Annotated in this window: 26 protein-coding genes; 15 read left to right on the top strand and 11 right to left on the bottom strand. The window is 66.9% G+C overall.

Features of this window, described 5'->3' with window-relative positions:
• From ABIS05_RS00390 to ABIS05_RS00380, 3 genes are all read left to right on the top strand, one after another.
• The coding region (locus ABIS05_RS00390) for an ATPase, T2SS/T4P/T4SS family (RefSeq protein WP_348012296.1) at positions 1-419 on the top strand (419 nt) is incomplete at its 5' end.
• A gap of 17 nt (positions 420-436) precedes the next feature.
• Positions 437-1,573: a PilT/PilU family type 4a pilus ATPase gene (locus ABIS05_RS00385; RefSeq protein ID WP_348012295.1), complete on the top strand. Its 1,137-nt coding sequence runs from the start codon at positions 437-439 to the stop codon at positions 1,571-1,573.
• A 10-nt stretch (positions 1,574-1,583) separates the two neighbouring features.
• Positions 1,584-2,474 carry an NAD(P)-dependent oxidoreductase gene (locus ABIS05_RS00380; RefSeq protein WP_348012294.1) on the top strand — a complete coding sequence of 297 codons (891 nt, stop codon included), beginning with the start codon at positions 1,584-1,586 and terminating at the stop codon, positions 2,472-2,474.
• Positions 2,475-2,492: 18 nt separating this feature from the next.
• Here the strand turns inward: ABIS05_RS00380 and ABIS05_RS00375 are convergent, their stop codons facing one another.
• From ABIS05_RS00375 to ABIS05_RS00365, 3 genes are read right to left on the bottom strand one after another with little or no spacing between them, the layout of a single operon-like run.
• Positions 2,493-3,104 (bottom strand): BON domain-containing protein, encoded by a 612-nt coding sequence (locus ABIS05_RS00375; protein ID WP_348012293.1) that lies wholly within the window; start codon positions 3,102-3,104, stop codon positions 2,493-2,495.
• 19 nt (positions 3,105-3,123) lie between these two features.
• A complete protein-coding gene (locus ABIS05_RS00370; protein ID WP_348012292.1) occupies positions 3,124-3,702 on the bottom strand; it encodes an SIS domain-containing protein in 579 nt (192 codons plus the stop codon).
• A 16-nt stretch (positions 3,703-3,718) separates the two neighbouring features.
• Entirely contained in the window at positions 3,719-4,111 is a 393-nt protein-coding gene (locus tag ABIS05_RS00365; protein ID WP_348012291.1) for a YraN family protein, read from the bottom strand.
• Here ABIS05_RS00365 and rsmI point away from each other — a divergent pair.
• On the top strand, positions 4,104-5,024 hold the full coding sequence (gene rsmI / locus ABIS05_RS00360) for a 16S rRNA (cytidine(1402)-2'-O)-methyltransferase (RefSeq protein ID WP_348012290.1): 921 nt from the start codon (positions 4,104-4,106) through the stop codon (positions 5,022-5,024). The genes ABIS05_RS00365 and rsmI overlap by 8 nt on opposite strands.
• On the opposite strand, the gene ABIS05_RS00355 is transcribed toward rsmI, so the two are convergent.
• Positions 5,002-6,174 (bottom strand): PQQ-dependent sugar dehydrogenase, encoded by a 1,173-nt coding sequence (locus ABIS05_RS00355; RefSeq protein ID WP_348012289.1) that lies wholly within the window; start codon positions 6,172-6,174, stop codon positions 5,002-5,004. The genes rsmI and ABIS05_RS00355 overlap by 23 nt on opposite strands.
• Positions 6,175-6,466: 292 nt before the next feature.
• Here ABIS05_RS00355 and tldD point away from each other — a divergent pair, with 292 nt between their 5' ends.
• The 4 genes from tldD (at position 6,467) to ABIS05_RS00335 (ending at position 9,826) form a co-directional block, all read left to right on the top strand.
• A complete protein-coding gene (gene tldD, locus ABIS05_RS00350; protein WP_348012288.1) occupies positions 6,467-7,930 on the top strand; it encodes a metalloprotease TldD in 1,464 nt (487 codons plus the stop codon).
• A gap of 42 nt (positions 7,931-7,972) precedes the next feature.
• Complete coding sequence (locus ABIS05_RS00345; RefSeq protein ID WP_348012287.1) at positions 7,973-8,239, top strand: BrnT family toxin; 267 nt, start codon at positions 7,973-7,975, stop codon at positions 8,237-8,239.
• Positions 8,232-8,489: a BrnA antitoxin family protein gene (locus ABIS05_RS00340; RefSeq protein ID WP_348012286.1), complete on the top strand. Its 258-nt coding sequence runs from the start codon at positions 8,232-8,234 to the stop codon at positions 8,487-8,489. Before ABIS05_RS00345 ends, ABIS05_RS00340 begins: the two co-directional genes overlap by 8 nt.
• Before the next feature lie 209 nt (positions 8,490-8,698).
• Positions 8,699-9,826 carry a 3-deoxy-7-phosphoheptulonate synthase gene (locus ABIS05_RS00335; protein WP_348012285.1) on the top strand — a complete coding sequence of 376 codons (1,128 nt, stop codon included), beginning with the start codon at positions 8,699-8,701 and terminating at the stop codon, positions 9,824-9,826.
• 8 nt (positions 9,827-9,834) lie between these two features.
• On the opposite strand, the gene ABIS05_RS00330 is transcribed toward ABIS05_RS00335, so the two are convergent.
• Positions 9,835-10,452 carry a 2OG-Fe(II) oxygenase gene (locus tag ABIS05_RS00330; protein ID WP_348012284.1) on the bottom strand — a complete coding sequence of 206 codons (618 nt, stop codon included), beginning with the start codon at positions 10,450-10,452 and terminating at the stop codon, positions 9,835-9,837.
• Between the two features lie 120 nt (positions 10,453-10,572).
• Between ABIS05_RS00330 and htpG the strand changes: the two genes are divergently transcribed.
• Together htpG and ABIS05_RS00320 are read left to right on the top strand one after the other, a co-directional pair.
• Positions 10,573-12,453 carry a molecular chaperone HtpG gene (gene htpG / locus ABIS05_RS00325; RefSeq protein ID WP_348012283.1) on the top strand — a complete coding sequence of 627 codons (1,881 nt, stop codon included), beginning with the start codon at positions 10,573-10,575 and terminating at the stop codon, positions 12,451-12,453.
• The gene (locus ABIS05_RS00320) at positions 12,446-12,676 is read left to right on the top strand and encodes a DUF167 domain-containing protein (protein WP_348012282.1); all 231 of its coding nucleotides are present in this window, start codon (positions 12,446-12,448) and stop codon (positions 12,674-12,676) included. The genes htpG and ABIS05_RS00320 overlap by 8 nt, the downstream gene beginning before the upstream one ends.
• On the opposite strand, the gene ABIS05_RS00315 is transcribed toward ABIS05_RS00320, so the two are convergent.
• The 5 genes from ABIS05_RS00315 to ABIS05_RS00295 form a co-directional block, all read right to left on the bottom strand.
• Entirely contained in the window at positions 12,673-14,694 is a 2,022-nt protein-coding gene (locus ABIS05_RS00315) for a diguanylate cyclase domain-containing protein (protein WP_348012281.1), read from the bottom strand. The genes ABIS05_RS00320 and ABIS05_RS00315 overlap by 4 nt on opposite strands.
• Positions 14,695-14,703: 9 nt before the next feature.
• The gene (locus ABIS05_RS00310) at positions 14,704-16,173 is read right to left on the bottom strand and encodes an ATPase domain-containing protein (protein ID WP_348012280.1); all 1,470 of its coding nucleotides are present in this window, start codon (positions 16,171-16,173) and stop codon (positions 14,704-14,706) included.
• On the bottom strand, positions 16,170-16,598 hold the full coding sequence (locus ABIS05_RS00305) for a hypothetical protein (protein WP_348012279.1): 429 nt from the start codon (positions 16,596-16,598) through the stop codon (positions 16,170-16,172). The genes ABIS05_RS00310 and ABIS05_RS00305 overlap by 4 nt, the downstream gene beginning before the upstream one ends.
• Before the next feature lie 174 nt (positions 16,599-16,772).
• A complete protein-coding gene (locus ABIS05_RS00300) occupies positions 16,773-17,816 on the bottom strand; it encodes a PHB depolymerase family esterase (RefSeq protein ID WP_348012278.1) in 1,044 nt (347 codons plus the stop codon).
• A 19-nt stretch (positions 17,817-17,835) separates the two neighbouring features.
• The gene (locus ABIS05_RS00295) at positions 17,836-18,258 is read right to left on the bottom strand and encodes a CopG family transcriptional regulator (RefSeq protein WP_348012277.1); all 423 of its coding nucleotides are present in this window, start codon (positions 18,256-18,258) and stop codon (positions 17,836-17,838) included.
• Positions 18,259-18,461: 203 nt separating this feature from the next.
• On the opposite strand from ABIS05_RS00295, the gene ABIS05_RS00290 reads away from it, so the two are divergent.
• Complete coding sequence (locus tag ABIS05_RS00290) at positions 18,462-19,049, top strand: GNAT family N-acetyltransferase (protein WP_348012276.1); 588 nt, start codon at positions 18,462-18,464, stop codon at positions 19,047-19,049.
• Here the strand turns inward: ABIS05_RS00290 and ABIS05_RS00285 are convergent, their stop codons facing one another.
• Positions 19,050-19,754 (bottom strand): Crp/Fnr family transcriptional regulator, encoded by a 705-nt coding sequence (locus ABIS05_RS00285; RefSeq protein WP_348012275.1) that lies wholly within the window; start codon positions 19,752-19,754, stop codon positions 19,050-19,052.
• Between the two features lie 126 nt (positions 19,755-19,880).
• Here ABIS05_RS00285 and ABIS05_RS00280 point away from each other — a divergent pair, with 126 nt between their 5' ends.
• The 4 genes from ABIS05_RS00280 to ABIS05_RS00265 all read left to right on the top strand — a co-directional run bounded on the left by ABIS05_RS00280 (position 19,881) and on the right by ABIS05_RS00265 (position 24,338).
• Positions 19,881-21,818 carry an AMP-binding protein gene (locus ABIS05_RS00280; RefSeq protein ID WP_348012274.1) on the top strand — a complete coding sequence of 646 codons (1,938 nt, stop codon included), beginning with the start codon at positions 19,881-19,883 and terminating at the stop codon, positions 21,816-21,818.
• Entirely contained in the window at positions 21,815-22,594 is a 780-nt protein-coding gene (locus ABIS05_RS00275) for an ABC transporter ATP-binding protein (RefSeq protein ID WP_348012273.1), read from the top strand. Before ABIS05_RS00280 ends, ABIS05_RS00275 begins: the two co-directional genes overlap by 4 nt.
• A gap of 114 nt (positions 22,595-22,708) precedes the next feature.
• Positions 22,709-23,638, top strand: coding sequence for a branched-chain amino acid ABC transporter permease (locus ABIS05_RS00270; RefSeq protein ID WP_348012272.1), 930 nt, complete (start codon positions 22,709-22,711; stop codon positions 23,636-23,638).
• Positions 23,625-24,338: a hypothetical protein gene (locus ABIS05_RS00265; protein ID WP_348012271.1), complete on the top strand. Its 714-nt coding sequence runs from the start codon at positions 23,625-23,627 to the stop codon at positions 24,336-24,338. Before ABIS05_RS00270 ends, ABIS05_RS00265 begins: the two co-directional genes overlap by 14 nt.
• Positions 24,339-24,341: the final 3 nt, after the last annotated feature.

Raw genomic sequence — 24,341 nt, 5'->3', positions numbered from 1 at the left:
AGACGATCCGCCTGGCGCTGACGGCCGCGGAGACGGGCCATCTGGTGTTCGGCACGCTGCACACGTCGAGCGCCGCCAAGACCGTCGACCGCATCGTCGACGTGTTCCCGGCGGCGGAAAAGGAAATGGTCCGCGCCATGCTCTCCGAGTCGCTGATCGGCGTCATCTCGCAGACGCTCTGCAAGACCAAGGACGGCGCCGGCCGGGTGGCGGCGCACGAGATCATGCTCGGCACGGCGGCGATCCGCAACCTGATCCGCGAGAACAAGGTCGCCCAGATGTACTCGTCGATCCAGACCGGCAACAACATGGGCATGCAGACGCTCGATCAGAACCTCGCCGACCTGGTGCGGCGCAACATCGTTTCGCCGTCGGAAGCCCGCTCCAAGGCCAAGTTCCCCGATAACTTTCCCGGCTGATCCCCCACGAGGCCCAAATGGAACGCGACCAGGCATCGAAGTTCGTCAACGATTTGCTGCGCCTGATGGTCTCGCGCAACGGCTCGGACCTCTTTCTCACCTCCGATTTCCCGCCCGCGATCAAGGTCGACGGCAAGGTCACCAAGGTGTCACCGCAGCCCCTCACCGGACAGCACACGCTGGCGCTGACGCGGGCGATCATGAACGACAAGCAGGCGGCGGAGTTCGAGAGAACGAAGGAATGCAACTTCGCGGTCGCGCCCCAGGGCATCGGCCGCTTCCGCGTCAACGCGTTCGTCCAGCAGGGCAACGTCGGCCTCGTCATGCGAACGATCCCGCAGGTGATTCCGACGATCGACAGCATGAACCTGCCGCACGTTTTGAAGGACGTCGCCCTCACCAAGCGCGGCCTGGTCATCTTCGTCGGCGCCACCGGCTCGGGCAAGAGCACGTCGCTCGCGGCCATTGTCGACTGGCGCAACGAGCACTCCTTCGGGCACATCATCACCATCGAGGACCCGGTCGAGTTCGTCCACCCGCACAAGAACTGCATCATCACCCAGCGCGAGGTCGGGATCGACACCGACGGCTGGGGCATCGCCTTGAAGAACTCGCTTCGCCAGGCGCCCGATGTCATCCTGATGGGCGAGATCCGCGACCGCGAGACGATGGAGCACGCCGTCGCCTTTGCCGAGACGGGCCATCTCTGCCTCGCCACGCTGCATGCCAACAGCGCCAACCAGGCGCTCGACCGGATCATCAACTTCTTTCCCGAGGAGCGGCGCGCCCAACTGCTGATGGACCTCTCGCTCAACCTGAAGGGCCTGGTCTCGCAGCGGCTGCTGCCTCGCCAGGAAGGCAAGGGCCGGGTCGCGGCGGTCGAGGTGCTGCTCAACACGCCGCTGATTTCCGACCTGATCTTCAAGGGCGAGATCACCGAGATCAAGGAGCTGATGAAGCGCTCGCGCGAGCTCGGCATGCAGACCTTCGACCAGGCGCTGTTCGACCTCTACGAGGCCGGCAAGGTGACCTACGAAGACGCGCTGCGCAACGCCGACTCCGTCAACGACCTGCGGCTGCAGATCAAGCTGAATAGCGAGCGCGCCCGCGGCGGTGAGCTGTCCGCCGGCACCGAACACCTGACGATTCTTTGACCCCTCTCACATGACTTCTCGCAGCTACGACCCCGTTCCTTCCCGCCGCGTCGCCTTCCTCGGCCTGGGCGTCATGGGCCATCCGATGGCTGGCCACTTGGCCCGAGCCGGCCACCAGGTCACCGTCTACAACCGCACGACGGCCAAGGCCGAGGCCTGGGCCAAGGAATACGGCGGTGCCTTTGCCGCGACGCCGGCCGAGGCCGCGAAGGACGCGGAGTTCGTATTCTGCTGCGTCGGCAATGACGACGATCTGCGCTCGGTCGTGCTGGGCGATGAAGGCGCCTTTGCCGGCATGGCGGCCGGCGCCGTGTTCGTCGATCACACGACGGCCTCGGCAGAGGTGGCGCGCGAGCTGCATTCGGTGGCGGCCCTGCAAGGCCTGCACTTCATCGACGCGCCGGTCTCTGGCGGCCAGGCTGGTGCCGTCAACGGTGCGCTGACGGTTATGTGCGGCGGCGACGCAGCGCCGTTCGACGCAGCCAGGCCGCTCGCGCTCGCCTTCGCCAAGGCCGTCACGCTGCTCGGCGGCACGGGCTCGGGTCAGCTGGCCAAGATGGTCAACCAGATCTGCATCGCCGGTCTCGTGCAAGGCCTCGCCGAGGCCGTGCGCTTCGGCCAGAACGCCGGCCTGGACATGGCCCAGGTGCTCGACGTCATCGGCAAGGGCGCCGCGCAGAGCTGGCAGCTGGACAACCGCGGCAAGACCATGGTCGAGGGCAAGTTCGACTTTGGCTTCGCGGTCGACTGGATGCGCAAGGACCTCGGCCTCGTGCTCGACGAGGCCCGCCGCAACGGTTCGCGCCTGCCGGTGACGGCGCTGGTGGACCAATTCTACGCCGACGTGCAGGCGCAGGGCGGCAGCCGCTGGGACACGTCGTCGCTCATCAAGCGCCTCTGAGGCGCTTGAGCGAGGGGCTCACGACTTCTTCGGCAGGGTTCGGGCCAGCTCTTCTTCGCTGATGATCTCGAACGCGCGGACCACCTTGCGCACGCCGCCGATCTGGCGCGAGATCTCAGTTGCCCGGTCGGCCTCGCGCTCGGTCACGCGGCCCATCAGGTAGACCTGGGCGCGCTCGACGACGACGTAGAAGGCATTGCTGTGCAGGTCACGCGCGTCGATGAGCTTGGCCTTGACCTTACCGGCAATGATGACGTCGTTGGAGCGGTTGCCCAGCGAGCTGGCGGCGGTCACGACGACTTCGTTCAGCACCTTCTGCACGTTCTCCACGCCGCCGACGACGCCGTCCAGCGCTGCGCGAGACTCTTCCGAGTTGGCCTCGCCGGTGATCAGCGCGACGCGGTTGTAGCTGTTGACGTTGACGTGCACCTTCTCGCCGAGCTGCTCGCGCACACGGGCGCCGGCCTTGACCTCGATGGTCTCGTCTTCCAGCTGCGCGCCCGAGGTGCGGCGGTCGGTGGCGACGCTGACGCCGCCCATCATCGCGCCGCCGATCAGCAGCGGCGCGCAGCCGGTGGCCAGGGTGCTGGCGAGGACGGCGGCGGTCAGCGTGAGAGTGAGCTTCTTCATCAGGATTCCATCGAAAAGGTTATTCATCGCTGCCGAGCAATTGCAGGTCGACGGCGTCGGCCAGCGCATGCAACAGCACGCGCTGGGCTTCGACAACGCGCGGCTCTCGGCCGTGGCTGACGCGGATCTGGATATCGGTGTCGAGCAGCACGCCGCGCCACTCGTCCGCCGAGCCCGGGGGCTGGGCCGTCAGCGCGACGATGCTCATTTCCTGCGCGTGGGCCACGGCCAGGATGGGCTGCCAGGCGTCGCGCTGTTCGCGCAGCGGCTCGATCATGATGAGCACGTCGCCCGGGTGGCCGTGAGCCTGCAGCAGCCGGGTCAGGTCCGGCCCGGCGCCATCGCGGGCTTGGGCCGACAGGCTCCAGGCGGCGAGGCCGGGGCGGTCCTGCTCGAAGCGGCCGGCCAGGCGGGCGGCCAGGTAGTCGGCGTCCATGCTGGCCAGGCCCTGGCCGGCACACAGGATGCGGTTGCCGCCGGTGATGGCGTCCACCACCATCTGCGCGGCCATCGCCAGGGGCCGGGCCAGTTGCTCGGCGGCTTGGTAGAGCAGGTCGGCGCTCTCGAAGAATTGCTGCTGTATTCGCTGTTCGATCATCAGGGCGGGATCATAGTCAGCCTGCATCGAAGGCCGCTTTCAGCCAGGTCAGCTGAATTCCATCGAGTGCCACCACGTCGAAGCGGCAAGGCGGCGGGCTGGCGTAGCGCAGCAGGTAGTGCTGGGCGGCGTAGATCAGGTGCTGTTGCTTCTTGGCGGTGACGCTGGCGGCCGCGCCGCCGTGCGAGGCATCGGCCCGCGCCCGCACTTCGACGAAGACGAGGGTGCCGTCGCGGTCGGCCATGATCAGGTCGACCTCGCCAGCGCGGCGGCTGGGGCCGGCGCCGACTCGATAATTGCGCTCCAGCAGGCGCAGGCCGGCGCGTTGCAAATGCGCCAGCGCTGCGTCCTCCGCCGCATCACCGCGCGTCTTGGTATCCGGTTTTGATCGAGAGCCCCAGTTGAACATTGACGCCTCATTGCTTTGCCAAGCCGCCGCGGCCGCAGCCGGCGGCCAGCAGTATCCAGCCGCCACGCTCTATCTCGTCGCAACGCCGATTGGCAACCTCGCGGACCTGAGCTTGCGCGCCATCCATGCCTTGAGCCTGGTCGACGCGCTGGCCTGCGAGGACACGCGCATGGGCGGTGGGCTGCTGCGCCACCTCGGCCTGCACAAGCCGCTGATCGCGCTGCACCAGCACAACGAGCGCGAAGCCAGCGCCACGGTCATCGCGCGGCTGGCGGCCGGGGAGCGGGTGGCCTATGCGTCGGACGCTGGCACGCCGGCCATCTCCGACCCCGGCGCGGTGCTGGTGCAAGCCGTCGTGGCCGCCGGCTACCGCGTGCTGCCGCTGCCTGGGCCGAGCAGCACGGTGACGGCGCTTTCCGTCGCCGGTGACACGGCCGCGACCAGCTTCGCCTTCGCGGGCTTCCTGCCGACGAAGGCGGGCGAGCGCCGCACCGTGTTGCAGGCCGTGCTGGCCGTGGAGAGCCAGAGCCAGGTCGTGTTCGAGGCGCCGCACCGCATCGCCGAGCTGATCGCGCTGCTGGCTGAACTGGCGCCCGCACGCCGCGTGACGGTCTGCCGCGAGCTGACCAAGCAGTTCGAGAGCATCCACACCGCCGAGGCTGAGACGCTGCCCGGCTGGCTGGCGGCCGATTCGCAACGCCTGCGCGGTGAGTTCGTGCTGGTGGTTCATGCGCGCCGCCCTCAGCCGGTGGCGGACGACGAACTTCCGGCCGAGCCCCTGCGCGTGCTGGCGCTTCTCGTCGCCGAGCTGCCGCTGAAGCAGGCCGTGACCCTGGCCGCGCAGATCACCGGCGTGCCGCGCAACCGGCTCTATGACGCCGGTCTGGCGCTCAAGCGCGGCGGCGACGAATGAGGCTGTAGGCCATCAGGCCCACGGCCAGCAGCGCGGCCGGTGCGGGCTCGGGGACGGCGGCCGCCAGCAGGTAGACACTGCCGTTGATGCCGAGCGCGTACAAGGCGCCATCGCTGCCTTCGCCGAAGCTGGTCAGCTCGCCGGGGCCGAAAGGCGAGACCAGCGCGGTCGCCGTCCCGCCGCTCAGCGCCCAGATGCTGCCGGAGAGGTAGTCGCCAAAGATGTACTTTCCCTGCAGGCTGGCGTCCGCCCCACCGCGGTAGACATAGCCGCCGATGATGGAGCCGCCCAGGTCTCGGCCGTAGTCGTAGAGGGGGTCGACGTTGTCGGCAGGCTTTGCGCCGCCGACGCCGGGCGTGGCGATCGTGCCTTCGCGCAGGCGCCAGCCGTAGTTGGCGCCGCGGCCCAGGCCCGAAGCGGCTGCGGCGAAGTCAACCTCCTCGCGCGCACCTTGGCCGACATCGGCGATCCACAGGTCGCCCGTCGCGCGGTCGAAACTGTTGCGGTAGGGGTTGCGCAGGCCATAGGCCCAGATCTCGTCGTTGCCCGCCACGCCGACGAAGGGGTTGTCGGTCGGCACCGTGTAGCTGCCGGCGGCGTTCGGCGTGATGCGCAGCAGCTTGCCCAGGTTGCTGTTCAGGTTCTGCGCGTTGCCGTTGGGGTCGTTGGCGCTGCCACCGTCACCCGTGGCGATGTAGAGATTGCCCGGGTCGGCCGAGCTGAAGCCTATCCAGCCGGCCTTGTGGTTGCTGAACCCGCCCACCTGGTCGATGGAGATGATGGTCTTGGCCGTCGACGTGTCGGGTTTGCCGTTGGCGCCCAGCGTGTAGCTCGCGACGACGGTGGCCAGCGTCGTCTTGTCGATGTAGTCGACGTAGATGCGTTGGTTGGTGGAGAAATTGGGGTCGAAGGCCAGGCCCAGCAGACCGCGTTCGCCGTCGGTGTTGACCTGGGTGGACAGATCGAGCCAGGCGGTCGGGTCGCTGCTGCCCAGCACCTTGACGCGCCCCGTCTTCTCGACGACGAAAAGCCGCGAGTCGCTCGCAGTGGACGCCAAGAAGACGGGTTGCTCGAAGGCCGAGCCGATCAGTGTGGCGGCGGGGGCCGACCCGGCGGCCACTGCCAGAGTGACGATTGCAAGCAGCTTCATACAACGCTCCAGCGTGGTGCGGAAGCGCTGCATGCTCGGCCTGCTCCCGGTCCGGGGACATCCCTAGAGTCGCCGGCCGGCGACGGATTTGTTAGCAGGCGTTTCAGGCGGCGGCGCTCCTTGGCCGTCATCGTGCCGTCGGCCTTGGCCTTGTTCTCGGCAGGGTCAGCAGGGCGATCAGGGCTTGGTGAGACGTCTTCATCGGGTGCTCGGCAGGCCGCCGACACGATCCGAGTAGCCGGACATGTCCATGTCTTCCAACGCCTGACTCGCGACTTCCTAGAATCAACCCATGATCGCCGTCGAACCCACCCTGGCCCGCCTGGCCACCGCCCGCTCGCAACTGCTGGAGCCCTTCGGTCTGACCGAGGCCTCGCTCACGCAGGCGTTGCGCCTCATCACCGAGCACCGCGTCGATGACGCGGACCTCTATTTCCAGACCACGCGCGCCGAGGGCTGGAGCCTGGAGGAGGGCATCGTCAAGAGCGGCAGCTTCAGCATCGACCAGGGCGTCGGCGTGCGCGCCGTGGCGGGCGAGAAGACCGCGTTCGCTTATTCGGACGACATCTCGCTGGACTCGCTGCTGGACGCCGCCCGCACCGTGCGGACGATCGCCGCTGCGGGTCAGAGCCGCAAGGTCAAGGTGCCCAGCCAGGGCCGCGTGGCCGGCAGCCGCGAGCTGTACGGCGTGTCCGACCCCATCGCCAGCCTCGACAGCTCGGCAAAAGTCGCGCTGCTGGAGCGCGCCGAGAAGATGGCCCGCGCCAAGGACCCGCGCGTCGCCCAGGTCATGGCCGGCCTGGCCGCCGAGCACGAAGTGGTGTTGATCGCCCGCGCCGACGGCACCATCGCCGCCGACGTGCGCCCGCTCGTGCGCCTGTCAGTCACGGTCATCGCCGAGAGCAATGGCCGCCGCGAGGTGGGTTCGGGCGGCGGTGGTGGGCGCTTCGGCCTGGCTTACTTCACCGACGAGATGATCGCCAGCTACGTCGAGCAGGCCGTGCATGCGGCGCTGACGAATCTCGAAAGCCGCCCCGCGCCGGCGGGCGAGATGGTCGTCGTCGTCGGCCCGGGCTGGCCCGGCGTGCTGCTGCACGAGGCCGTCGGCCATGGGCTGGAGGGCGACTTCAACCGCAAGGGGTCGAGTGCCTTCGCCGGCCGCATCGGCCAACGTGTGGCGTCCAAGGGCGTGACGGTGCTCGACGACGGCACGCTGCCGGACCGCCGTGGCTCGCTGAACGTCGACGACGAGGGCTGCGCCAGCCAGCGCAACGTGCTGATCGAGGACGGCATCCTGAAGGGCTACATCCAGGACGCGATGAACGCCCGCCTGATGAAGGTTGCTCCCACCGGCAACGGCCGCCGCGAGAGCTACGCCCACGTGCCCATGCCGCGCATGACCAACACCTACATGCTCGGCGGCAAGGACGACCCGAAGGAGATCGTCGCCTCGATCAAGAAGGGCCTGTACGCCACCAACTTTGGCGGCGGCCAGGTCGACATCACGAGCGGCAAGTTCGTGTTCTCGGCGAGCGAGGCCTACTGGGTCGAGAACGGCAAGATCCAATACCCCGTCAAGGGTGCCACCATCATCGGCAACGGCCCGGACGCGCTGACCCGCGTCACCATGATCGGCGACGACATGGCGCTGGACACCGGCGTCGGCGTCTGCGGCAAGGAAGGCCAGAGCGTGCCGGTGGGCGTGGGCCAGCCGACGTTGCGGATCGAAGGGCTGACGGTGGGTGGCACGGCCTGACGCCGGTTGCCATTTATGCATATTTGATGCATATTTGTCCGCGTGGACATCGAGTTTGACCCTGTCAAGGCGCAGTCCAATTGGCGCAAGCACGGCGTGCGGTTTGGCAGTGCCGAGCAGGCCTTGCGTGACCCCATGGCGCTGACGATGGAAGACCCGAACGCCGAAGGCGAGCAGCGTTTCATCACGATGGGCATGGACGACCTGGGGCGGGTGCTTGTCGTGGTTCACACGCAGCGCGGCGAACGCATTCGCCTGATTTCCGCGCGCAAGGCCAGTAGAGGCGAATCGGAGGCTTACGGTGCGTGACCAATACGACTTCAGCAAGGCCAAGCGGGGCGCGGTGTTGCCGTCCGCAGGCAAGACCCGCATCACCATCATGCTTGACGATGACGTGCTGGCGCACTTCCGGGATCAGGCCGAGCAAGCCGGCTGCGGCTACCAGACGCTGGTGAACGCCGCGCTGCGACAGGTCATGCAAGGCAGCGCTCGCGACGCGCATCCGCTGACTGTGGAAGAGCTGCGCAAGGTCTTGCGTGAAGAGCTTCGGGTCGCTTAGCGCGCGTAGTGCGCCTTCCCCGCATGCGAAGCCATGGGCCGGCCGGCCTGCTACATTGCGGCGCATGTCCCGCGCTACTTTTTTTAGCTTCTGGTTTTTCCCCTGCCCCGGCGGTGGAGAGTCCTGAGCGCGCGCGCTGAACCCAGACTCCCTGCAAACCGCCGAGGCCGCCAAGCCCGGCGGTTTTTTGCTTTCTGAAAGGCCCTTCCGTGAACGCCAAAGTCTCTTCCGTCGAACCCGAAGCCCAGCGCTGGTACTCCCAGGACGACAAGACCAGCGCGACCGATGACGAGCGCATCGTTGACGTCACGCCGCTGCCGCCGCCGGAGCACCTGATCCGCTTCTTCCCCATCCGCGGCACGGCGATGGAAGGCCTGATCGGCCAGACGCGCCAGCGCATCCGCAAGATCATGAGCGGCCAGGACGACCGCCTGCTCGTCGTCATCGGCCCTTGCTCCATCCACGATCCCGACGCGGCGCTGGCCTATGCCCGCAAGCTCAAGATCGAGCGCGAGAAGTACGCCGACACGCTGGAAATCGTCATGCGCGTCTACTTCGAGAAGCCGCGCACGACGGTGGGCTGGAAGGGCCTGATCAACGACCCCTACCTGGACGAGAGCTACCGCATCGACGAGGGCCTGCGCATCGCGCGCCAATTGCTGCTGGAAATCAACCGCCTGGGCGTGCCGGCCGGCAGCGAGTTCCTGGATGTGATTTCGCCGCAGTACATCGGCGACCTGATCTCCTGGGGCGCCATCGGTGCGCGCACGACCGAGAGCCAGGTGCACCGCGAGCTGGCCTCTGGCCTGTCGGCGCCCATCGGCTTCAAGAACGGCACCGACGGCAACATCAAGATCGCCACCGACGCCATCCAGGCGGCGGCGCGCGGCCACCATTTCCTGTCGGTCCACAAGAACGGCCAGGTTGCCATCGTCGAGACGCGCGGCAATGCCGACTGCCACGTCATCCTGCGCGGCGGCAAGGCGCCGAATTACGACGCGGCCAGCGTGGCCGAGGCCTGCGCCGATCTGGTCAAGTCCAAGCTGCCGCAGCGCCTGATGGTGGACTGCTCGCACGCCAACTCCAGCAAGCAGCACCAGCGCCAGGTGGACGTGGCGCGCGACATCGCCGGGCAGATACGCGAGGGCGGCAAGAGCATCTTCGGCGTCATGGTGGAGAGCCATCTGCACGACGGCGCCCAGAAGTTCACGCCCGGCAAGGACGACCCGGCCAAGCTGGAATACGGCAAGAGCATCACCGACGCCTGCCTGGGCTGGGACGACTCGCTGGCCGTGCTGGATGTGCTGAGCGAAGCAGTCAAGGCGCACCGGGGCTGACGTAGGCGTCAGTTGGCGGAACTGCGCAGGGCGTCCTGGCTGGGGAATTCGGACCGGCCGGCGCCCACCAGCGGGTAGTACATGACGTCGCTGCGCAGCATGTATTTCGTGCCCGCCGTGACCATCGAGCCTCGATGGCGCAACCGGTGTGGGAAGACGACGGCGTCGCCTTCCTCGCCGCGGACGCTGACGAGTTCCCCGTTGATGTCGAACGTGGTCTCCCCGCCTTCATACTGGCCGCCCAGGTAGATCAGGATCGTCAGCAGGCTGCGCTCGCCGTTGCTTCTCTCGAAGCTGCCGTCGACATGCCAGTCGAACTTCTGGTCCGTCGTGTAGCGGTAGAACCGGAAGCGTTCGTTCAAGCCGGCGAGACTGCGTGCCATCCACACCGGTGGTAGGTCCAGCGCAACCCGTTTCCATACTTCGAGGGCTATATCGAAGCTGTCGAAAATGACGCGGTCGTTGTTGCGCACCTCGGTGAGCAACTGCACACCCTTGAGGGTGTTGATGGTGGCGGGCTCGAAGCCAAAAGACTCGGCCTGCTGGATAAAACGAGCGCAGACGTCGCTTGAAAAGACTTTGGGCAACCGTTGGATGCCGTGTCCGAGGTTCTGCGGGGTTGTCATTCGAAGATGCGTTTACGCTGTTGGATTGATGTTCGGCGCGGCCTTGAAAATTGCGGCACCTGACCTCATGTCAGGGCCCATCGGGCGCTGCCCAAGATTCCCACGACATTGTCTATTGCCATGACCAAGCAAACCCACGCCTTCCAGGCCGAAGTCAAGCAGATCCTGCACCTCGTCACCCACTCGCTGTACTCCAACAAGGAGATCTTCCTGCGTGAGCTGGTGAGCAACGCGAGCGACGCCTGCGACAAGCTGCGCTTCGAGGCGCTGGACAACGCCGCGCTGTTTGAAGACCAGCCCAACCTGGAAGTGCGCGTCAGCTTCGACGAAGAAGCCAAGACGCTGACCATCAGCGATAACGGCATCGGCATGAGCGCCGACGAGGCTGCCTCGCACCTGGGCACCATCGCCAAGAGCGGCACGCGCGAGTTCATGGCCAAGCTGGATGGCGACCAGAAGAAGGACGCCCAGCTGATCGGCCAGTTCGGCGTGGGCTTCTACTCCGGCTTCATCGTTGCCGACCGCATCACCGTCGAGACTCGCCGCGCCGGCCTGCCCCTGGACCAAGCGGTGCGCTGGAGCAGCGAAGGCACCGGCGAGTACGAGCTGGAAACCATCGTCAAGCCCGGCCGCGGCACCGACGTCGTGCTGCATCTGCGCGACGGCGAGGAAGAGTTCCTGAAGACCTGGCGCGTCAAGTCGACGATTGCCAAGTACAGCGACCACATCTCGCTGCCCATCCTGATGAAGAAGGAAGAGTGGGACGCGGACAACGCCAAGCAGGTCATGCTGGACGAGTGGGAGCCGGTCAACAAGGCCTCGGCGCTGTGGGCGCGCAGCAAGAGCGACGTCACGGCCGAGCAGTACGAAGAGTTCTACAAGCAGATCAGCCACGACAGCGACGCGCCGCTGGCCTACACGCACAACCGCGTGGAAGGCCGCAGCGAGTACACGCAGCTGCTCTACATCCCCGCCAAGGCGCCGTTCGACCTGTGGAACCGCGACAAGCGCGGCGGCGTGAAGCTGTACGTGAAGCGCGTCTTCATCATGGACGACGCCGAGGCGCTGATGCCGGTCTACCTGCGCTTCGTCAAGGGCGTGATCGACTCGGCCGACCTGCCGCTGAACGTGAGCCGCGAGCTGCTGCAGGAAAGCCGCGACGTGAAGGCGATTCGCGAAGGCTCCACCAAGCGCGTGCTCGGCATGCTGGAGAGCCTGGCCAACAGCGAGGAGCAGGCCGACAAGGACAAGTACGCCGCCTTCTGGACCGACTTCGGCCAGGTGCTGAAGGAAGGCATCGGCGAGGACCACGCCAACCAGGAGCGCTTGGCCAAGCTGTTCCGCTTCGCCTCCACGCACGCCGATGCGAACGTGAGCCTGGCCGACTACGTGACCCGCGCCAAGGAAGGCCAGGAGGTCATCTACTACATCACCGCCGATTCGCTCGCCGCCGCCAAGCACAGCCCGCAGCTGGAGATCTTCCGCAAGAAGGGCATCGAGGTGCTGCTGCTGGTGGACCGCGTCGACGAGTGGATGCTGAGCCACCTCTACGAGTTCGAAGGCAAGACGCTGCAGTCCGTCGCCAAGGGCGGCGTCGATCTGGGCAAGCTGCTGGACGAGGACGAGAAGAAGAAGGCCGACGAGACGGCAGAGAGCCTGAAGCCGCTGCTGGACAAGCTCAAGGAGGCATTGAGGGACCGCGCCAAGGACGTGCGCGTGACGACCCGCCTGGTCGACTCGCCCGCCTGCATCGTGGTGGAAGAGGGCGACATGAGCGGCCACCTAGCGCGCTTGCTCAAGCAGGCCGGCCAGACCGCGCCAGAAAGCAAGCCGACGCTGGAGATCAACGCCGAGCATGCGCTGGTCAAGAAGCTGGACGGTAGCGAGCACTTCGACGACCTGGCCCAGGTGCTGTTTGACCAGGCCGTGCTGGCCGAAGGCGGCCATCTGGAAGACCCGGCCGCCTATGTGAAGCGCGTTAACGCGCTGCTGATTGGCTGAGGTCCTTCAGCTCAAGGCCAAGCCCGGATCGTCACGGTCCGAACTGGTCCAGGAGCCTGACGGCACCTGGACCGCCTGGCTGAAGTCGCCGCCGGTGGATGGCAAGGCCAACGCCGAGCTGATTGCGCTGGTGGCGAAGCGCTTCGGCTGCGCGAAGTCCGCCGTCAGCATCCACAGCGGCGGCGGTTCGCGATTCAAGCGCGTGAAGGTCGAGGCCGGCTAGGCAGGCGGCGTGAAATGGACGGTCCGCACGACGTGCTCCAGCTCGTCGATCTGTACCGGCTTGACCAGGTGCGCATCGAAGCCGGCCGCCGTGCTGTTCTCGAAATCGACCGCACGCCCGTAGCCGCTCAGGGCCACCATGGCCACGCGAAGCTCGGGATATTGCTGGCGGATGCGCCGTGCAAGCTCATAACCGTCCATGCCGGGCAGGCCGATGTCCAGCAGCGCGAGGTCGGGGGTCGCCGTGGCCACCATCTGCAGCGCAGCGACCGGGTGCGTGGCCACCCACACGTCGTGGCCGTACAGGCGCAGCAGCAGCGCCAGCGAGTCGGCCGCGTCGTAGTTGTCATCGACGATGAGGATGCGGCGGCGGGGCGTCAGCGCTGCCTCGTCGAGGGCTGACGCGCCGGCTTGCAGGGGCTCGGCATCCTCCGCCGCCAGCAGGGGCAGGCGGATCGTGAACTCGCTGCCCAGGCCCACGCCGTCGCTGCGCGCGCCGACGCTGCCTGCATGCAGGCCCACGAGGCTGCGCACCAGCGCCAGCCCGACCCCCAGCCCCGCGTCGCGCAGTTGCGCTTCACCACGTTCCTGGAAGAACAGGTTGAACACGTCCGGCAGCGCCTCGGCGGAGATGCCGCGGCCGTTGTCCTTGACGGTGATGACGGCGTGCGCGCCGTCCTGCCGCGTCGTCAGCGAGATGGTGCCGCCCGGTGGCGTGTACTTGGCCGCATTGATCAGCAGGTTGGCGATGCATTGCTCCAGGCGCACCGGGTCACCCCGGCAGGTCATGGGCTGCGGCGCCTCGTTGAAGCTGAAGCGTTGCTGGCGTTGCTCCAGCAGCGGTCTGGCCATCGCGATGGCTTCCGTGGCGACATCGCTGATCTGGACCACCGCCAGCCGCAGATCGACCTTGCCGGTGGCGATTTTGGCCACGTCCTGCAGGTCGCCCACCAGGCGCATCAGGTGGCCGAGGTGGCGGCGCATCGTCGAGTGTTCGACCGTCTCGTGGCCGCCTGCGCGCAGGCGCATCACGTCGAGCGTGGTCACCAGCGGTGCCAGCGGGTTGCGCAGCTCATGGCCCAGCACGCTGAGGAACTCGTCCTTGTTGGTGGCCGCGTGCTGCAGATCCTTCAACAGCAGCTCCTTCTGCTCCGCCACGGCCGAGGCGGCCATGGCCGACAGCACCAGATTCTGGTTCGCCTCCAGCAGCTGTGAGTCGCCCGCATCTCTGGGCTTGCCCGGCAGGGCCGGATCAGCATGCGAGTCGTGCGCGGTGAAGAAGCGATAGCAATTGCCGCCTGCGCGCTTGCTGCGGTACATCGCCTGGTCGGCGCAGTCCGTCAGGCGCTCGACGTCAGCGCCGTCGTCCGGGTACACGGCAATGCCGATGCTGGCGGAAACATGCACGGCCACGCCCTCCACCGTCGTGAGCTGAGCCAGCGAGGCCACCAGCTTTTCGGCCACCAGGCCGGCGTCGGCCACGTTGGCCACCTCGGCCAGCAGCAGCACGAACTCGTCACCGCCCATGCGGCACACGGTGTCCACCTCGCGCACGCAGGCGTTCAGCGTGTGCCCGACCGCACGCAGCACCGCGTCGCCGACCGGGTGCCCCTGCGTGTCGTTGATCTGCTTGAACTGGTCGAGATCCAGGAACAGCAGCGCCAGGCGGCTGTCGCGACGCTTGGCGTGCGTCAGCGCCTGCGTGAAACGGTCGAACAGCAGCACCCGGTTGGGCAGGCCCGTCAGCACGTCGAGTTCGCTGGACCGCGTCAGCTCGGTCACCAACTGGGCCGCTGATTCGGCCATGGTGCGTGACCGCACTGCGTCGATCACCAGTTGCTCGTTCGCCTGCAGCAGCAGCTGCACATGATGGCCGTCGAGCTGCGCCTGTGCCTGCGCCAGGTCGGCCAACACCTTGGACAGCTCGGCGCGTGCGCCGCGTGTCTTGCGCTCCAGCGTGCCCACCTCGGCTTCCGGCGCCGTCGGTGCCGTGTTGCGAGCGTCAGGGCTGGTTTCCATACAGCTGCGTCAGGCTTCGGAGGCGGTAACGGCGCGGCGTCGGGTGGCCGGGCGACCGCCCAGCAAGCCTTCCTGATCGGAAAGCATCGTGCCGAGGCGGATGCCGCTGGCGTCGATGCTGTACTCGCGCAGTTCGTCCGAGTGGGCGCTGTCCCGCACCTTCACCACCGCCATCACGCGCCGCAGCCGGCTCTCCACCTCGATGTAGCGCTGCACGATGATCGCGTCGGTCATGAAGGCCGTGCCGTAGGGGCTGAAGCGCAGGTCGGTGTAGCGGTCCTCCAGCTCCGAGGTCATCAGCACCGTCACGCCGAGGCTGGTCAGCGAGGCCACCAGCCGCAGCAGCGATTCGCGGAAGTCCTCCTTGAACGACGGCCCCAGGGACAGCTCGAAGCCGGACAGCGAGTCGATGACGACGCGGGTGGCCTTCAAGCGGTGAATTTCCCTGACCAGCAGGTGGACGACCTCCTCGATGGAGATGTCGGTCGCGTGGCTCTCCACCAGGCCGATGCGGCCCTGCTTGATGTGCTGCGCCAGCTCCTGGTTTTGCGCCCGGCTGGGGCGCCGCTCGAAGGCCGCGATGACGCCCGTCTCGCCGTTTCGAGCCCCGGCATTCAGGAAGGCTGCGGCCAGGATGCTCTTGCCCGAACCGGACGGCCCGGCCAGCAGCAGCGAATAGCCGCGTGGCAGCCCGCCGTTCATCATCTCGTCGAGCCCGGGCACGCCCATCGAGGCACGGTCTTCCATCGCCTTGGGGCTGGCGGCATCCGCTGCACCGTGCGGTGGCACGAAGATCTGCAGGCCGTTTTCAGTGATGCGGAAGGCGTGCAGGCCGGGCAGCGAGGGCTGGCCGCGCATCTTCATGATCTCCATCTTGCGCACCATGGCGTTGCGCTGCACGTTCTGGCGCAGCCAGATCAGGCCGTCTGCCACCGTGAACACCGGGTTGGCGTCGCTGTCGGTGAAGTACTCGCCGATCAGGAAGGTGGTGGCCTGCCAGCTCGTCATCAGCATGCCGAGCTGCTGCATGAAGCGCTGCAGCTGGTTGTGCTGCTGATTGCCGTCGCCGTGAGCGGCCAGCACGACGGAGCGGAAGGAATCAACGAACACCAACGCCGGCTCGTGGGTGGCCACTTCTTCCGTGATGCGCGCCAGCACCTTGTCCAGATCGCCCGCCATCGCTTCGTCGCAGAGGTTGACGAAGCGCACGCTGCGGTTGATGGCGGCATGGTCGAAGAAGGCGAACTGCTGCTGGTAGCGCAGCATCTTCAGCGGCGGCTCGCCCAGCACGGTGAAGTACAGCGCCGGCCGCTGCTCGGTGGCCAGCGAGAACATGATCTGGTGCGCCAGCGTCGTCTTTCCGCAGCCGGGCTGGCCGGCGATCAGGTTGAACGAGAACTCCGGCAACCCTCCGCCCAGCAAGTCGTCCAGGCCGGGCACGCCGGTCGACAGGCTGTTGATGGTTACTTTGGAAGTCATGGCGTGGGGTCCTGCGCAGGGGCAGCGCTTGAAGAATTCGACCAGGCGGGCTGGAGCAGTCGCTCGCTCAGCGGGGTGCCGATCAAGGTGGCGAGCAGCTCGCGAAAAATCTCGAACAAGGCGTTGCCCGCCTCGCGGGCCTGCGACGGCCCTTGCGCGGCGAAAAGCGCCGGCAGCTGACCCAGATCGACCGCGTCACCGCTGCCTGACTTGAGCGGCGCGAGCCAGGCGTGGCGGGCCGCCGCCAGATGCAGCGTGCGATTGAACAGGGCCGCTACGCCGCGACGACCGACGATGGGCTGCAGGGCGGCTTCGATGTCCGTCCACAGCGCGTTGATCGCGGCGGCAATCTGGCGGGAGTCGGCGTCCTCTGCAACACGATGTGCAAGAGGTGCCGAAAACCGGCTGCTCTCTCGACTGTCCATGGGTCGCAGGGGGTAGGGGGTGTAAGGGCTCAGTTTAGGCGTCGTGGCGCTGCGTGCCGGCTGGCGCGCGAAATGGGCGCTTCGCACCCGGTTTTGCAGGGCAGGGGCAACGACGTGTCCCTTGAATCAATGACGGGGCCGGATTGAATCGCACGGTGCAGTTGCGCGCCCTGCTCAGCGTTCAAAGAAGAATCGCATCATTTCTGCGCTGGCGTCGGGCCCGCGGGCGTCCGCATACGAGCCCGCCGGGCTGCCGCCCGACCAGGCGTGACCGGCGCCGTGCACCAGCCATTGCTCCGTCACGACGCGGCCTTGCGCGTCCATGTGCAGCCGCCGTGTGCACGCGCGTGTGCCGTACTGGCCCACCTGCTCGTCGACGCGGATCGCCGCACCGCCGTGCGCCGCCGCAACTCGCTCGGCATTGCCCGGGTGAACCGTGGTGTCGGCATCGCCGTGGAAGACGATCAGGCGCACGCTCGATGTCGGAGCACCCGCGGAGGCGTTGCCGCCCTGGCCCTGCATCGCCGCCAGCGCGCCGGGCAGATCGCGGGCCGCGCCGGCGGGCAGGCCCGAATGCACGCCGGCTGCGGCGAAGACGTCCGGGTGCGTCGCCGCCAGGATCGCGGCCATTGCGCCGCCCGCAGACAGGCCGGCAACGTAGACATGCGCGGGGTCGACGCCGTGGGTCTCGGCGATGTGGCGTGTCATCGCGGCCAGCAGCGCCGGCTCACCGCGGTCCCGGCCCTGGTGGCTGTGCTTGAACCAGTTCCAGCAGCCCTGCGCATTGGCATGCCGCGTCTGCGCGGGGTAGAGCACCAGCGCGTTGTACTCGGCACCGAGCGCGTTCATGCGCGTGCCCCTGGCGAAGTCGTCGGGGTTCTGCGTGCAGCCGTGCAGCATGAGGACGAGCGCGCGGGGCTTGTCGGCCTGGGTGGCCGGGATGAACAGGCGGTAGTCGCGCGCACCGGCGCGGTGGTTGAAGTGGCCGGTGACGAATTGCTCGGTCGCATTGACCGCAGTTGGCGATGTCGGCCCGGTGGGCACGTCGTTCTGAATGACGCGGGCCTGTACATCGATGACGCTGTCATCGGTAGCAGGCGTCGCTGCCGCCGCGTCGCCCTTCAGGGCGCCGGCAATGGCTGCCATCGCGGCCTTCAGGTCACCGGAACGCGTCAGCGCGGTGGCGGTTTTCATCAGCTGAGAGAACTGGGGGTTCATGGGCACTTTCATAAAGGGTTTACAGCAGCCGCCCGACCAGGGCCGACTTCACGGCAGGGCTGGCATGCAGCGCTCCCAGCACCGTCAGCGACTCGATGGTGGCCAGCGCCAGCTCGGGCGTGACGTCGGGCGCGATGACGGCCAGGCCCAGCACGCGGATCTGCAGCTTCTCGCCGGCCGCCAGAGCCTGGGTGAGGTCGGCCACGCTGAACTGCTGGATGCCCAGCACGATGCTTTTGCGCGTGACGACCTGGCGCACCACCTCCGCGTGGGTGGCGATCTGGTTGCGGATGGCCGTGCGGATCAAGTCGCTGCGGTTGGCATAGAAGCCTTCCTGCACCAGCAGGTCGATCTGACCGAGGTCGACGCAGCCGATATTGATCGTCAGCTTTTCATCGACGGGCTTGGCCGCTTTGGGCGAGAGCAGGGGGGTGGCAGGCATGGCGGCATGATGAACCATCCACTTGGAATCCACTAGCCCTATTTTGTGTTCGATCGTGACGGCGCCCTGGCTGGCGCACGTCACGATTTGTGACAGCAATGCGACAACTCCCGCCTCTGCGGCTTCCTCTGCTGGCGGCACACGGATACCCTGCTAGGGTTTTCACCGAGCTAGCGTCGCCCATGGTCCCGAATGAGTTCTGCGTGCCTGTTCCCGCCGTGCCTGCGGCCATGCTCACCAGCCGCCTGGTGTTGCGACCGCCTCGGGACAGCGATCTGCAAACGCTGATCGCGCTGTACGCCGACCCCGCCGTCAACCGTTTCTGCGCCGCTGCAACGCCCAAAGGCCCCGCTGTCATCGAGGCGCAGCTGCAGCACTGGATCGCGCACTGGCAGAAGCGGGGCTTCGGCCACTGGGCCATCGCCGAGCGCGACAGGCCCGAGGCGCTGATCGGCTTTGGCGGCCTGATGCACCGCAGCGTGGCCGGCCACGCCGGGCTCTACCTTTACTACCGCATCACGCCGCAGGCCTGGGGCCGCGGGCTGGCGTCGGAGATGGCGCTGTACGCCTTTGAGCAGGCCTTCGAGCAGCGCCGTGAAGGCACCGTCGTCGCCGCCGTGCTGCCCAACAACGCGCCCACGCGCAAGACGCTGGAATGCCTGGGCCTGCGCCTGAAGGGCACGCTGGCCGACGGCCCTGGCAGTGCTGCGGCCCTGCTCTATGAGCTGGATGCCGACCGCTGGGCCGGCCTGCCGCGCGCCGAGCCCGAAGCCATTGCGTTCGCAGCCTGATCAAGCGGGAAAGCGCCGCAGGCCGGCGAGGTCGAGCACCCGCAGGCCGCCGTACTCGATGCGGATCAGTTCCGCAGCACCCAGCCGGTGCAGCGCCAGGTTCACGCGCTGGCGCGACAGTCCCACCAGATAGCCCAGCTCCTGCTGCGTGATGCGCAGCCAGGTGCCCACGCCGGGGTAGAGCGTCGGGTGGAAGAGCGCGGCGAGGTTGCGGGCGACGCGAACGTCCGGGTCATGGATGCGGTCCGTCTCGCGCGCGCCGATGAACTGCCCTAACCGCTCGTTCAGCTGGTTCAGCACGAAGCGGTTGAAGGCGATGCTGCCGTCCAGCAGCGCGTGAAAACTCTCCAGCGGCAGCCCGGCCACGACGCTCGGGCGCAGCGCCTGGATGTTGTAGCGGTAGACCTCGCGCTTGAGCAGCGTGCCCTCGCCGAACCAGCCGCCGGGCGGGATGCCGGTGAAGGTGACGGCCGCACCCAACGAGTCGTCGTTGTTCATCTTCAAAAGGCCGTCGACGACGCCGAACCAGAACGTGGCCGGCCGGCCGATGCGGCACAGGCGTTCGCCCGGTTCCGCCTCAGCCACTTCCAGCGTCGTGACGGCCAGTTCGCGCTGACCGCCATCGAGCAGCTTCAGCCAGGGGATGGCTTCCAGTTCGGTCGGCGTGGCGCGGCGGGCGCGTTGGCGCAGGGATGTGTCGGCCATGCGGGAAAGTCTGGGCCGTGAAGACCCGCAAATTGTCGTCGTACGGACAGATCGGCGTCAAAGTCCTGCTCAGAATGGGCCACACAGACGCGGGCCAAGCCATGAACCCGCGCAACGGAGACAGGCTTGACGACTTTTCCCAAGCTCTTGCTTGACCATGCAGCCCGCCGGCCGGACGCACCGGCGCTGCGCGAGAAGGCGTTCGGCGTCTGGCAGACGCTGAGCTGGGTGCAGCTTGCGACCCTGGTGCAGGAATTGGCGCTGGGCCTGGCGGCTGCGGGCCTGAAGCGTGGCGAGCATCTCGTCGTCATCGGCGAGAACCGGCCGCGGCTTTACGCCAGCATGCTGGCCGCGCAGGCCCTCGGCGCCGTGCCGGTGCCGCTCTACCAGGACGCGGCTGCGGGGGAGTTCGTCTTCCCGATCAACAACGCCGAGATCGCCTTTGCCGTCGTCGAAGACCAGGAGCAGGTCGACAAGCTGCTTGAGCTGCGCGAGCAATGCCCGCAACTCACGCGCATCTGGTTCGACGACCCGCGCGGCCTGCGCCATTACGTCGAGCCGGTGCTGGCGTCGCTGGATGCGCTGATCGAACAGGGGCGTGCTGGGTCTGGTGAGGTCTTCGCCGCCAAGGTCGCGGCCGGCCAGCCCGGCGACGTGGCGGCGTTGTTCTTCACCTCGGGCACGACGGGCAACCCCAAGGGTGTCATCCACACGCACGCGTCGCTGATCGACCGCGCCCAGGCCGGCCAGCGCTTTGACAAGCTGACCGAGCGCGAAGAGGTGCTGGCCTACCTGCCGCCCGCCTGGATCGGCCAGAACATCTTCAGCTTTGCGCAGTGGCTGGCCTGTGGCTATGTCGTCAACTGCCCGGAGTCCGCCAGCACGGTCAGCATCGACCTGAAGGAGATCGGCCCGACCTATTACTTCGCGCCGCCGCGCGTCTTCGAGGGCCTGCTGACGACGGTGATGATCCGCATGGAGGACGCCTCGGCGATCAAGCGCTGGCTGTTCGACCGCTGCATGACGCTGGCCCGCCGCGTCGGCCCGCGCCTGATGGACCGCCAGCCGGTCGGGGCGCTGGACCGCCTGGCCTATGCGTTAGGCGACGTGCTCATCTACGGCCCGCTGCGCAACACGCTGGGCTTCTCGCGTGTGCGGGTGGCCTACACGGCGGGTGAGGCCATCGGGCCGGACCTGTTCAGCTTCTACCGTGCCATCGGCATCAACCTCAAGCAGCTCTACGGCTCCACCGAGACGGCCGTGTTCGTCTGCCTGCAGCCCGACCACGAGGCCCGCGCCGACACGGTGGGCGTGCCGATTGACGGCGTGGAGATCAAGCTGACCGACAGCGGCGAGGTGCTGGTGCGTTCGGCCGGCCTGCTCAAGGGCTACTACAAGAACGAGGCCGCGACCCTTGAAGTGCTCGGCGCTGATGGCTGGTACCGCACCGGCGACGCCGGCTTCCTGACGCCCGGCGGCCACCTGAAGATCATCGACCGCGCCAAGGACGTGGGCCGGTTGATGGGTGGGCTCTTCGACGGCGCGATGTTTGCGCCCAAGTACGTCGAGAACAAGCTGAAGTTCTTCCCGCACATCAAGGAGGCGGTGTGCTTCGGCGATGGCCGCGAGAAGGTCTGCGCCTTCATCAACATCGACTTCGAGGCCGTGGGCAACTGGGCCGAGAGGCGCAACCTGCCCTACGCCGGCTATACCGATCTGGCGCAGCGCGCCGAGGTCTATCAGCTGATGCTGGAGTGTGTGGAGAAGGTCAACGCCGACCTGGCCCAGGACGAACTGCTGGCCGGCAGCCAGATCAGCCGCTTCCTGGTGCTGCACAAGGAGCTGGACGCCGACGACGGCGAGCTGACGCGCACGCGCAAGGTCAGGCGCGGCGCCGTGCAGGAAAAGTACAGCGTGCTGATCGATGCGCTCTACGACGGCAAGGTCTCGCAGTACATCGAAACGCAGGTGACGTTCGAGGATGGCCGCACGTCGATGATCTCGGCCGACCTGCGCATCATGGATGCGCGCACCTTCCCGGCTGTGAAGGGCCAGGCCGCATGAAGAAGATCGGCGACATCGTCCTCGACGTGAAGAACATCTCGCTGGCCTTCGGCGGCGTGAAGGCGCTGACCGACATCAGCTTCGACGTGCGCGAGCACGAGGTGCGCGCCATCATCGGCCCCAACGGCGCGGGCAAAAGTTCGATGCTGAACTGCATCAACGGCGTCTACCAGCCGCAGCAGGGCGCCATCACCCTGCATGGCCGCAACTTCAAGCACATGAGCCCGCGTCAGGTTGCCGAGATGGGCGTGGCGCGCACCTTCCAGAACCTCGCGTTGTTCAAGGGCATGAGCGTGCTGGACAACATCATGACGGGCCGCAACCTGCGCATGCGGCGCGGCCTGTTCTGGCAGGCGCTGCACGTCGGCCCGGCGCGACGCGAGGAGAGCGAACAGCGCGAGGCGGTCGAGCGCGTCATCGACTTTCTCGAAATCCAGGCCTATCGCAAGACGCCCGTCGGCCGCCTGCCCTACGGCCTGCAGAAGCGCGTCGACCTCGGCCGCGCGCTGGCGATGGAGCCCAGCCTCTTGCTACTGGACGAACCCATGGCCGGCATGAACGTCGAGGAGAAACAGGACATGTGCCGCTTCATCCTGGATGTGAACGACGAGTTCGGCACGACCATCGTGCTGATCGAGCACGACATGGGCGTCGTGATGGACATCTCGGATCGCGTCGTCGTGCTGGACTACGGCAGGAAGATCGGTGACGGCGCGCCGGACGATGTGCGGAGCAATGACGACGTGATCCGGGCGTATCTCGGCGCAGGGCATTGAGATGAAATTCAAACAAAGCCACAGAGGCACAGAGACACAGAGGCAGCGGGATGAAGGTCCCTCTGTGCCTCTGTGCCTCTGTGGCTGTGTTCTCTGCAAGGTCGCGTGCTGACCATGGCCCCCTTCCTCGAAACCCTCATCGGCGGCCTCATGGCGGGCATGCTCTATTCCCTCATCGCGCTCGGCTTCGTGCTGATCTTCAAGGCCAGCGGCGTCTTCAACTTCGCCCAGGGCGCGATGGTGCTGTTCGCCGCGCTGGCGATGGCGCGCTTTGCGGAATGGATCCAGAAGTACACGGGCCTGGACGGCAAGATCGTCGTGAATCTGCTGGCCTTTGGCGGCGCGTTGGCGGTGATGGTCGTCGTCGCTTGGCTGGTCGAGCGGCTCGCGCTTTCAAAACTCGTCAACCAGGAGGGCATCACGCTGCTGATGGCCACGCTGGGCATCGCCTACCTGCTCGAAGGCCTGGGCCAGATCCTGTTCGGCAACGACATCTACAAGATCGACATCGGCCTGCCCAAGGACCCGATGTTCCTGTTCGAGCAGACGTTCCCGGGCGGCATTCTCGTCAGCAAGGAAGACCTCTACGCGGCGCTGATCGCAGCGGCGCTGGTCGCGGGGTTGTCGCTGTTCTTCCAGAAGACGGCGACCGGTCGTGCCCTGCGCGCCGTCGCCGACGACCACCAGGCCGCGCAAAGCATCGGCATCCCGCTGTCGCGCATCTGGGTCATCGTCTGGAGCGTGGCCGGCTTCGTCGCACTGGTCGCCGGCATGATCTGGGGCAGCAAGCTGGGCGTGCAGTTCTCGCTGTCTCTGGTCGCGTTGAAGGCACTGCCGGTGGTGATCCTGGGTGGGCTCACCAGCGTGCCCGGCGCCATCGTCGGCGGGCTGCTGATCGGTGTGGGCGAGAAGCTGTCTGAGGCTTACCTGGGGCCGATGCTCGGGGGCGGCATCGAGTATTGGTTCGGCTATGTGCTGGTGCTTGTGGTGCTGCTGGTCAGGCCGCAGGGGCTGTTCGGGGAGAAGATCATTGATCGCGTTTGAGCGTTCCCTCATCTGCGCAGTTCTGGCATGGCTGTGTCTGCTGCCGGGGTCGGCAGATGCGCGAACCCGTTTTGAGAGCGTGCCTGCGTATGTCAAGTCGCTCCTTGATGGTGGCGCCGACATCGTGAGCTGCAGTGTGGTGACACCGGCGCGCTCGAAGCTCAGTTGCGAGGAGGCCCACCGGTTGAAGCCGGCTCCGGGTGCGTTCGTGTTTGGATTCGTGCGCGCGCGGGGGCCAGATGCTTCCGAGGAATCCACCTTCGCGTTCATCTTGCGTGCCTCCCCCGACGGTTCAATGGCGCCAGCAGCCCACTCAATGATTCAGAGCGGCGGGCGCTGGACCGTGTTTGAGTCAGCCGAGCTAGATGCACCTTCTGACACTCAATTCCGCGTTCGCCTTGTTGGCGGCGGGCGTGCATCAGAACCCTCGTCATATGACTACACGATATCGCTGCACCGCGGCCAATGGGTAGTTGCCCATGCGGCCGTGCTTCGCATCGAGCGATGCAGTGAGGACGCCTTTGCGGAGACCGAATATCAGTTGAACTACCTGACTGGAAGCCTGAGGTGGTCGCGTTACGAAAACTGCAAGCCCGCACCCGCGCGCACTCACACGATTCCACCGCGTGTTGTGCCGCTCGCGCGCTTCGAGCTGATGGACAGCGGCAACGACCCCGTGAAGTACATGGGAGGGCACTGAGCC

This window comes from Roseateles sp. (assembly GCF_039929605.1).
Taxonomy (GTDB): Bacteria; Pseudomonadota; Gammaproteobacteria; order Burkholderiales; family Burkholderiaceae_C; genus Pelomonas.
The sequence above is the reverse complement of the archived record's forward strand: the minus strand, read 5'-3'. Positions and strand labels throughout refer to the sequence as shown.

Bases quoted from the DNA above. Each gene is read 5' to 3' on its own strand.
- ABIS05_RS00385 (WP_348012295.1), top strand. From the start codon at position 437: ATGGAACGCGACCAGGCATCGAAGTTCGTCAACGATTTGCTGCGCCTG.
- ABIS05_RS00380 (WP_348012294.1), top strand. From the start codon at position 1,584: ATGACTTCTCGCAGCTACGACCCCGTTCCTTCCCGCCGCGTCGCCTTC.
- ABIS05_RS00375 (WP_348012293.1), bottom strand. From the start codon at position 3,104: ATGAAGAAGCTCACTCTCACGCTGACCGCCGCCGTCCTCGCCAGCACC.
- ABIS05_RS00370 (WP_348012292.1), bottom strand. From the start codon at position 3,702: ATGATCGAACAGCGAATACAGCAGCAATTCTTCGAGAGCGCCGACCTG.
- ABIS05_RS00365 (WP_348012291.1), bottom strand. From the start codon at position 4,111: ATGTTCAACTGGGGCTCTCGATCAAAACCGGATACCAAGACGCGCGGT.
- ABIS05_RS00355 (WP_348012289.1), bottom strand. From the start codon at position 6,174: ATGAAGCTGCTTGCAATCGTCACTCTGGCAGTGGCCGCCGGGTCGGCC.
- tldD (WP_348012288.1), top strand. From the start codon at position 6,467: ATGATCGCCGTCGAACCCACCCTGGCCCGCCTGGCCACCGCCCGCTCG.
- ABIS05_RS00330 (WP_348012284.1), bottom strand. From the start codon at position 10,452: ATGACAACCCCGCAGAACCTCGGACACGGCATCCAACGGTTGCCCAAA.
- htpG (WP_348012283.1), top strand. From the start codon at position 10,573: ATGACCAAGCAAACCCACGCCTTCCAGGCCGAAGTCAAGCAGATCCTG.
- ABIS05_RS00315 (WP_348012281.1), bottom strand. From the start codon at position 14,694: ATGGAAACCAGCCCTGACGCTCGCAACACGGCACCGACGGCGCCGGAA.
- ABIS05_RS00310 (WP_348012280.1), bottom strand. From the start codon at position 16,173: ATGACTTCCAAAGTAACCATCAACAGCCTGTCGACCGGCGTGCCCGGC.
- ABIS05_RS00305 (WP_348012279.1), bottom strand. From the start codon at position 16,598: ATGGACAGTCGAGAGAGCAGCCGGTTTTCGGCACCTCTTGCACATCGT.
- ABIS05_RS00300 (WP_348012278.1), bottom strand. From the start codon at position 17,816: ATGAACCCCCAGTTCTCTCAGCTGATGAAAACCGCCACCGCGCTGACG.
- ABIS05_RS00295 (WP_348012277.1), bottom strand. From the start codon at position 18,258: ATGCCTGCCACCCCCCTGCTCTCGCCCAAAGCGGCCAAGCCCGTCGAT.
- ABIS05_RS00285 (WP_348012275.1), bottom strand. From the start codon at position 19,754: ATGGCCGACACATCCCTGCGCCAACGCGCCCGCCGCGCCACGCCGACC.
- ABIS05_RS00275 (WP_348012273.1), top strand. From the start codon at position 21,815: ATGAAGAAGATCGGCGACATCGTCCTCGACGTGAAGAACATCTCGCTG.
- ABIS05_RS00270 (WP_348012272.1), top strand. From the start codon at position 22,709: ATGGCCCCCTTCCTCGAAACCCTCATCGGCGGCCTCATGGCGGGCATG.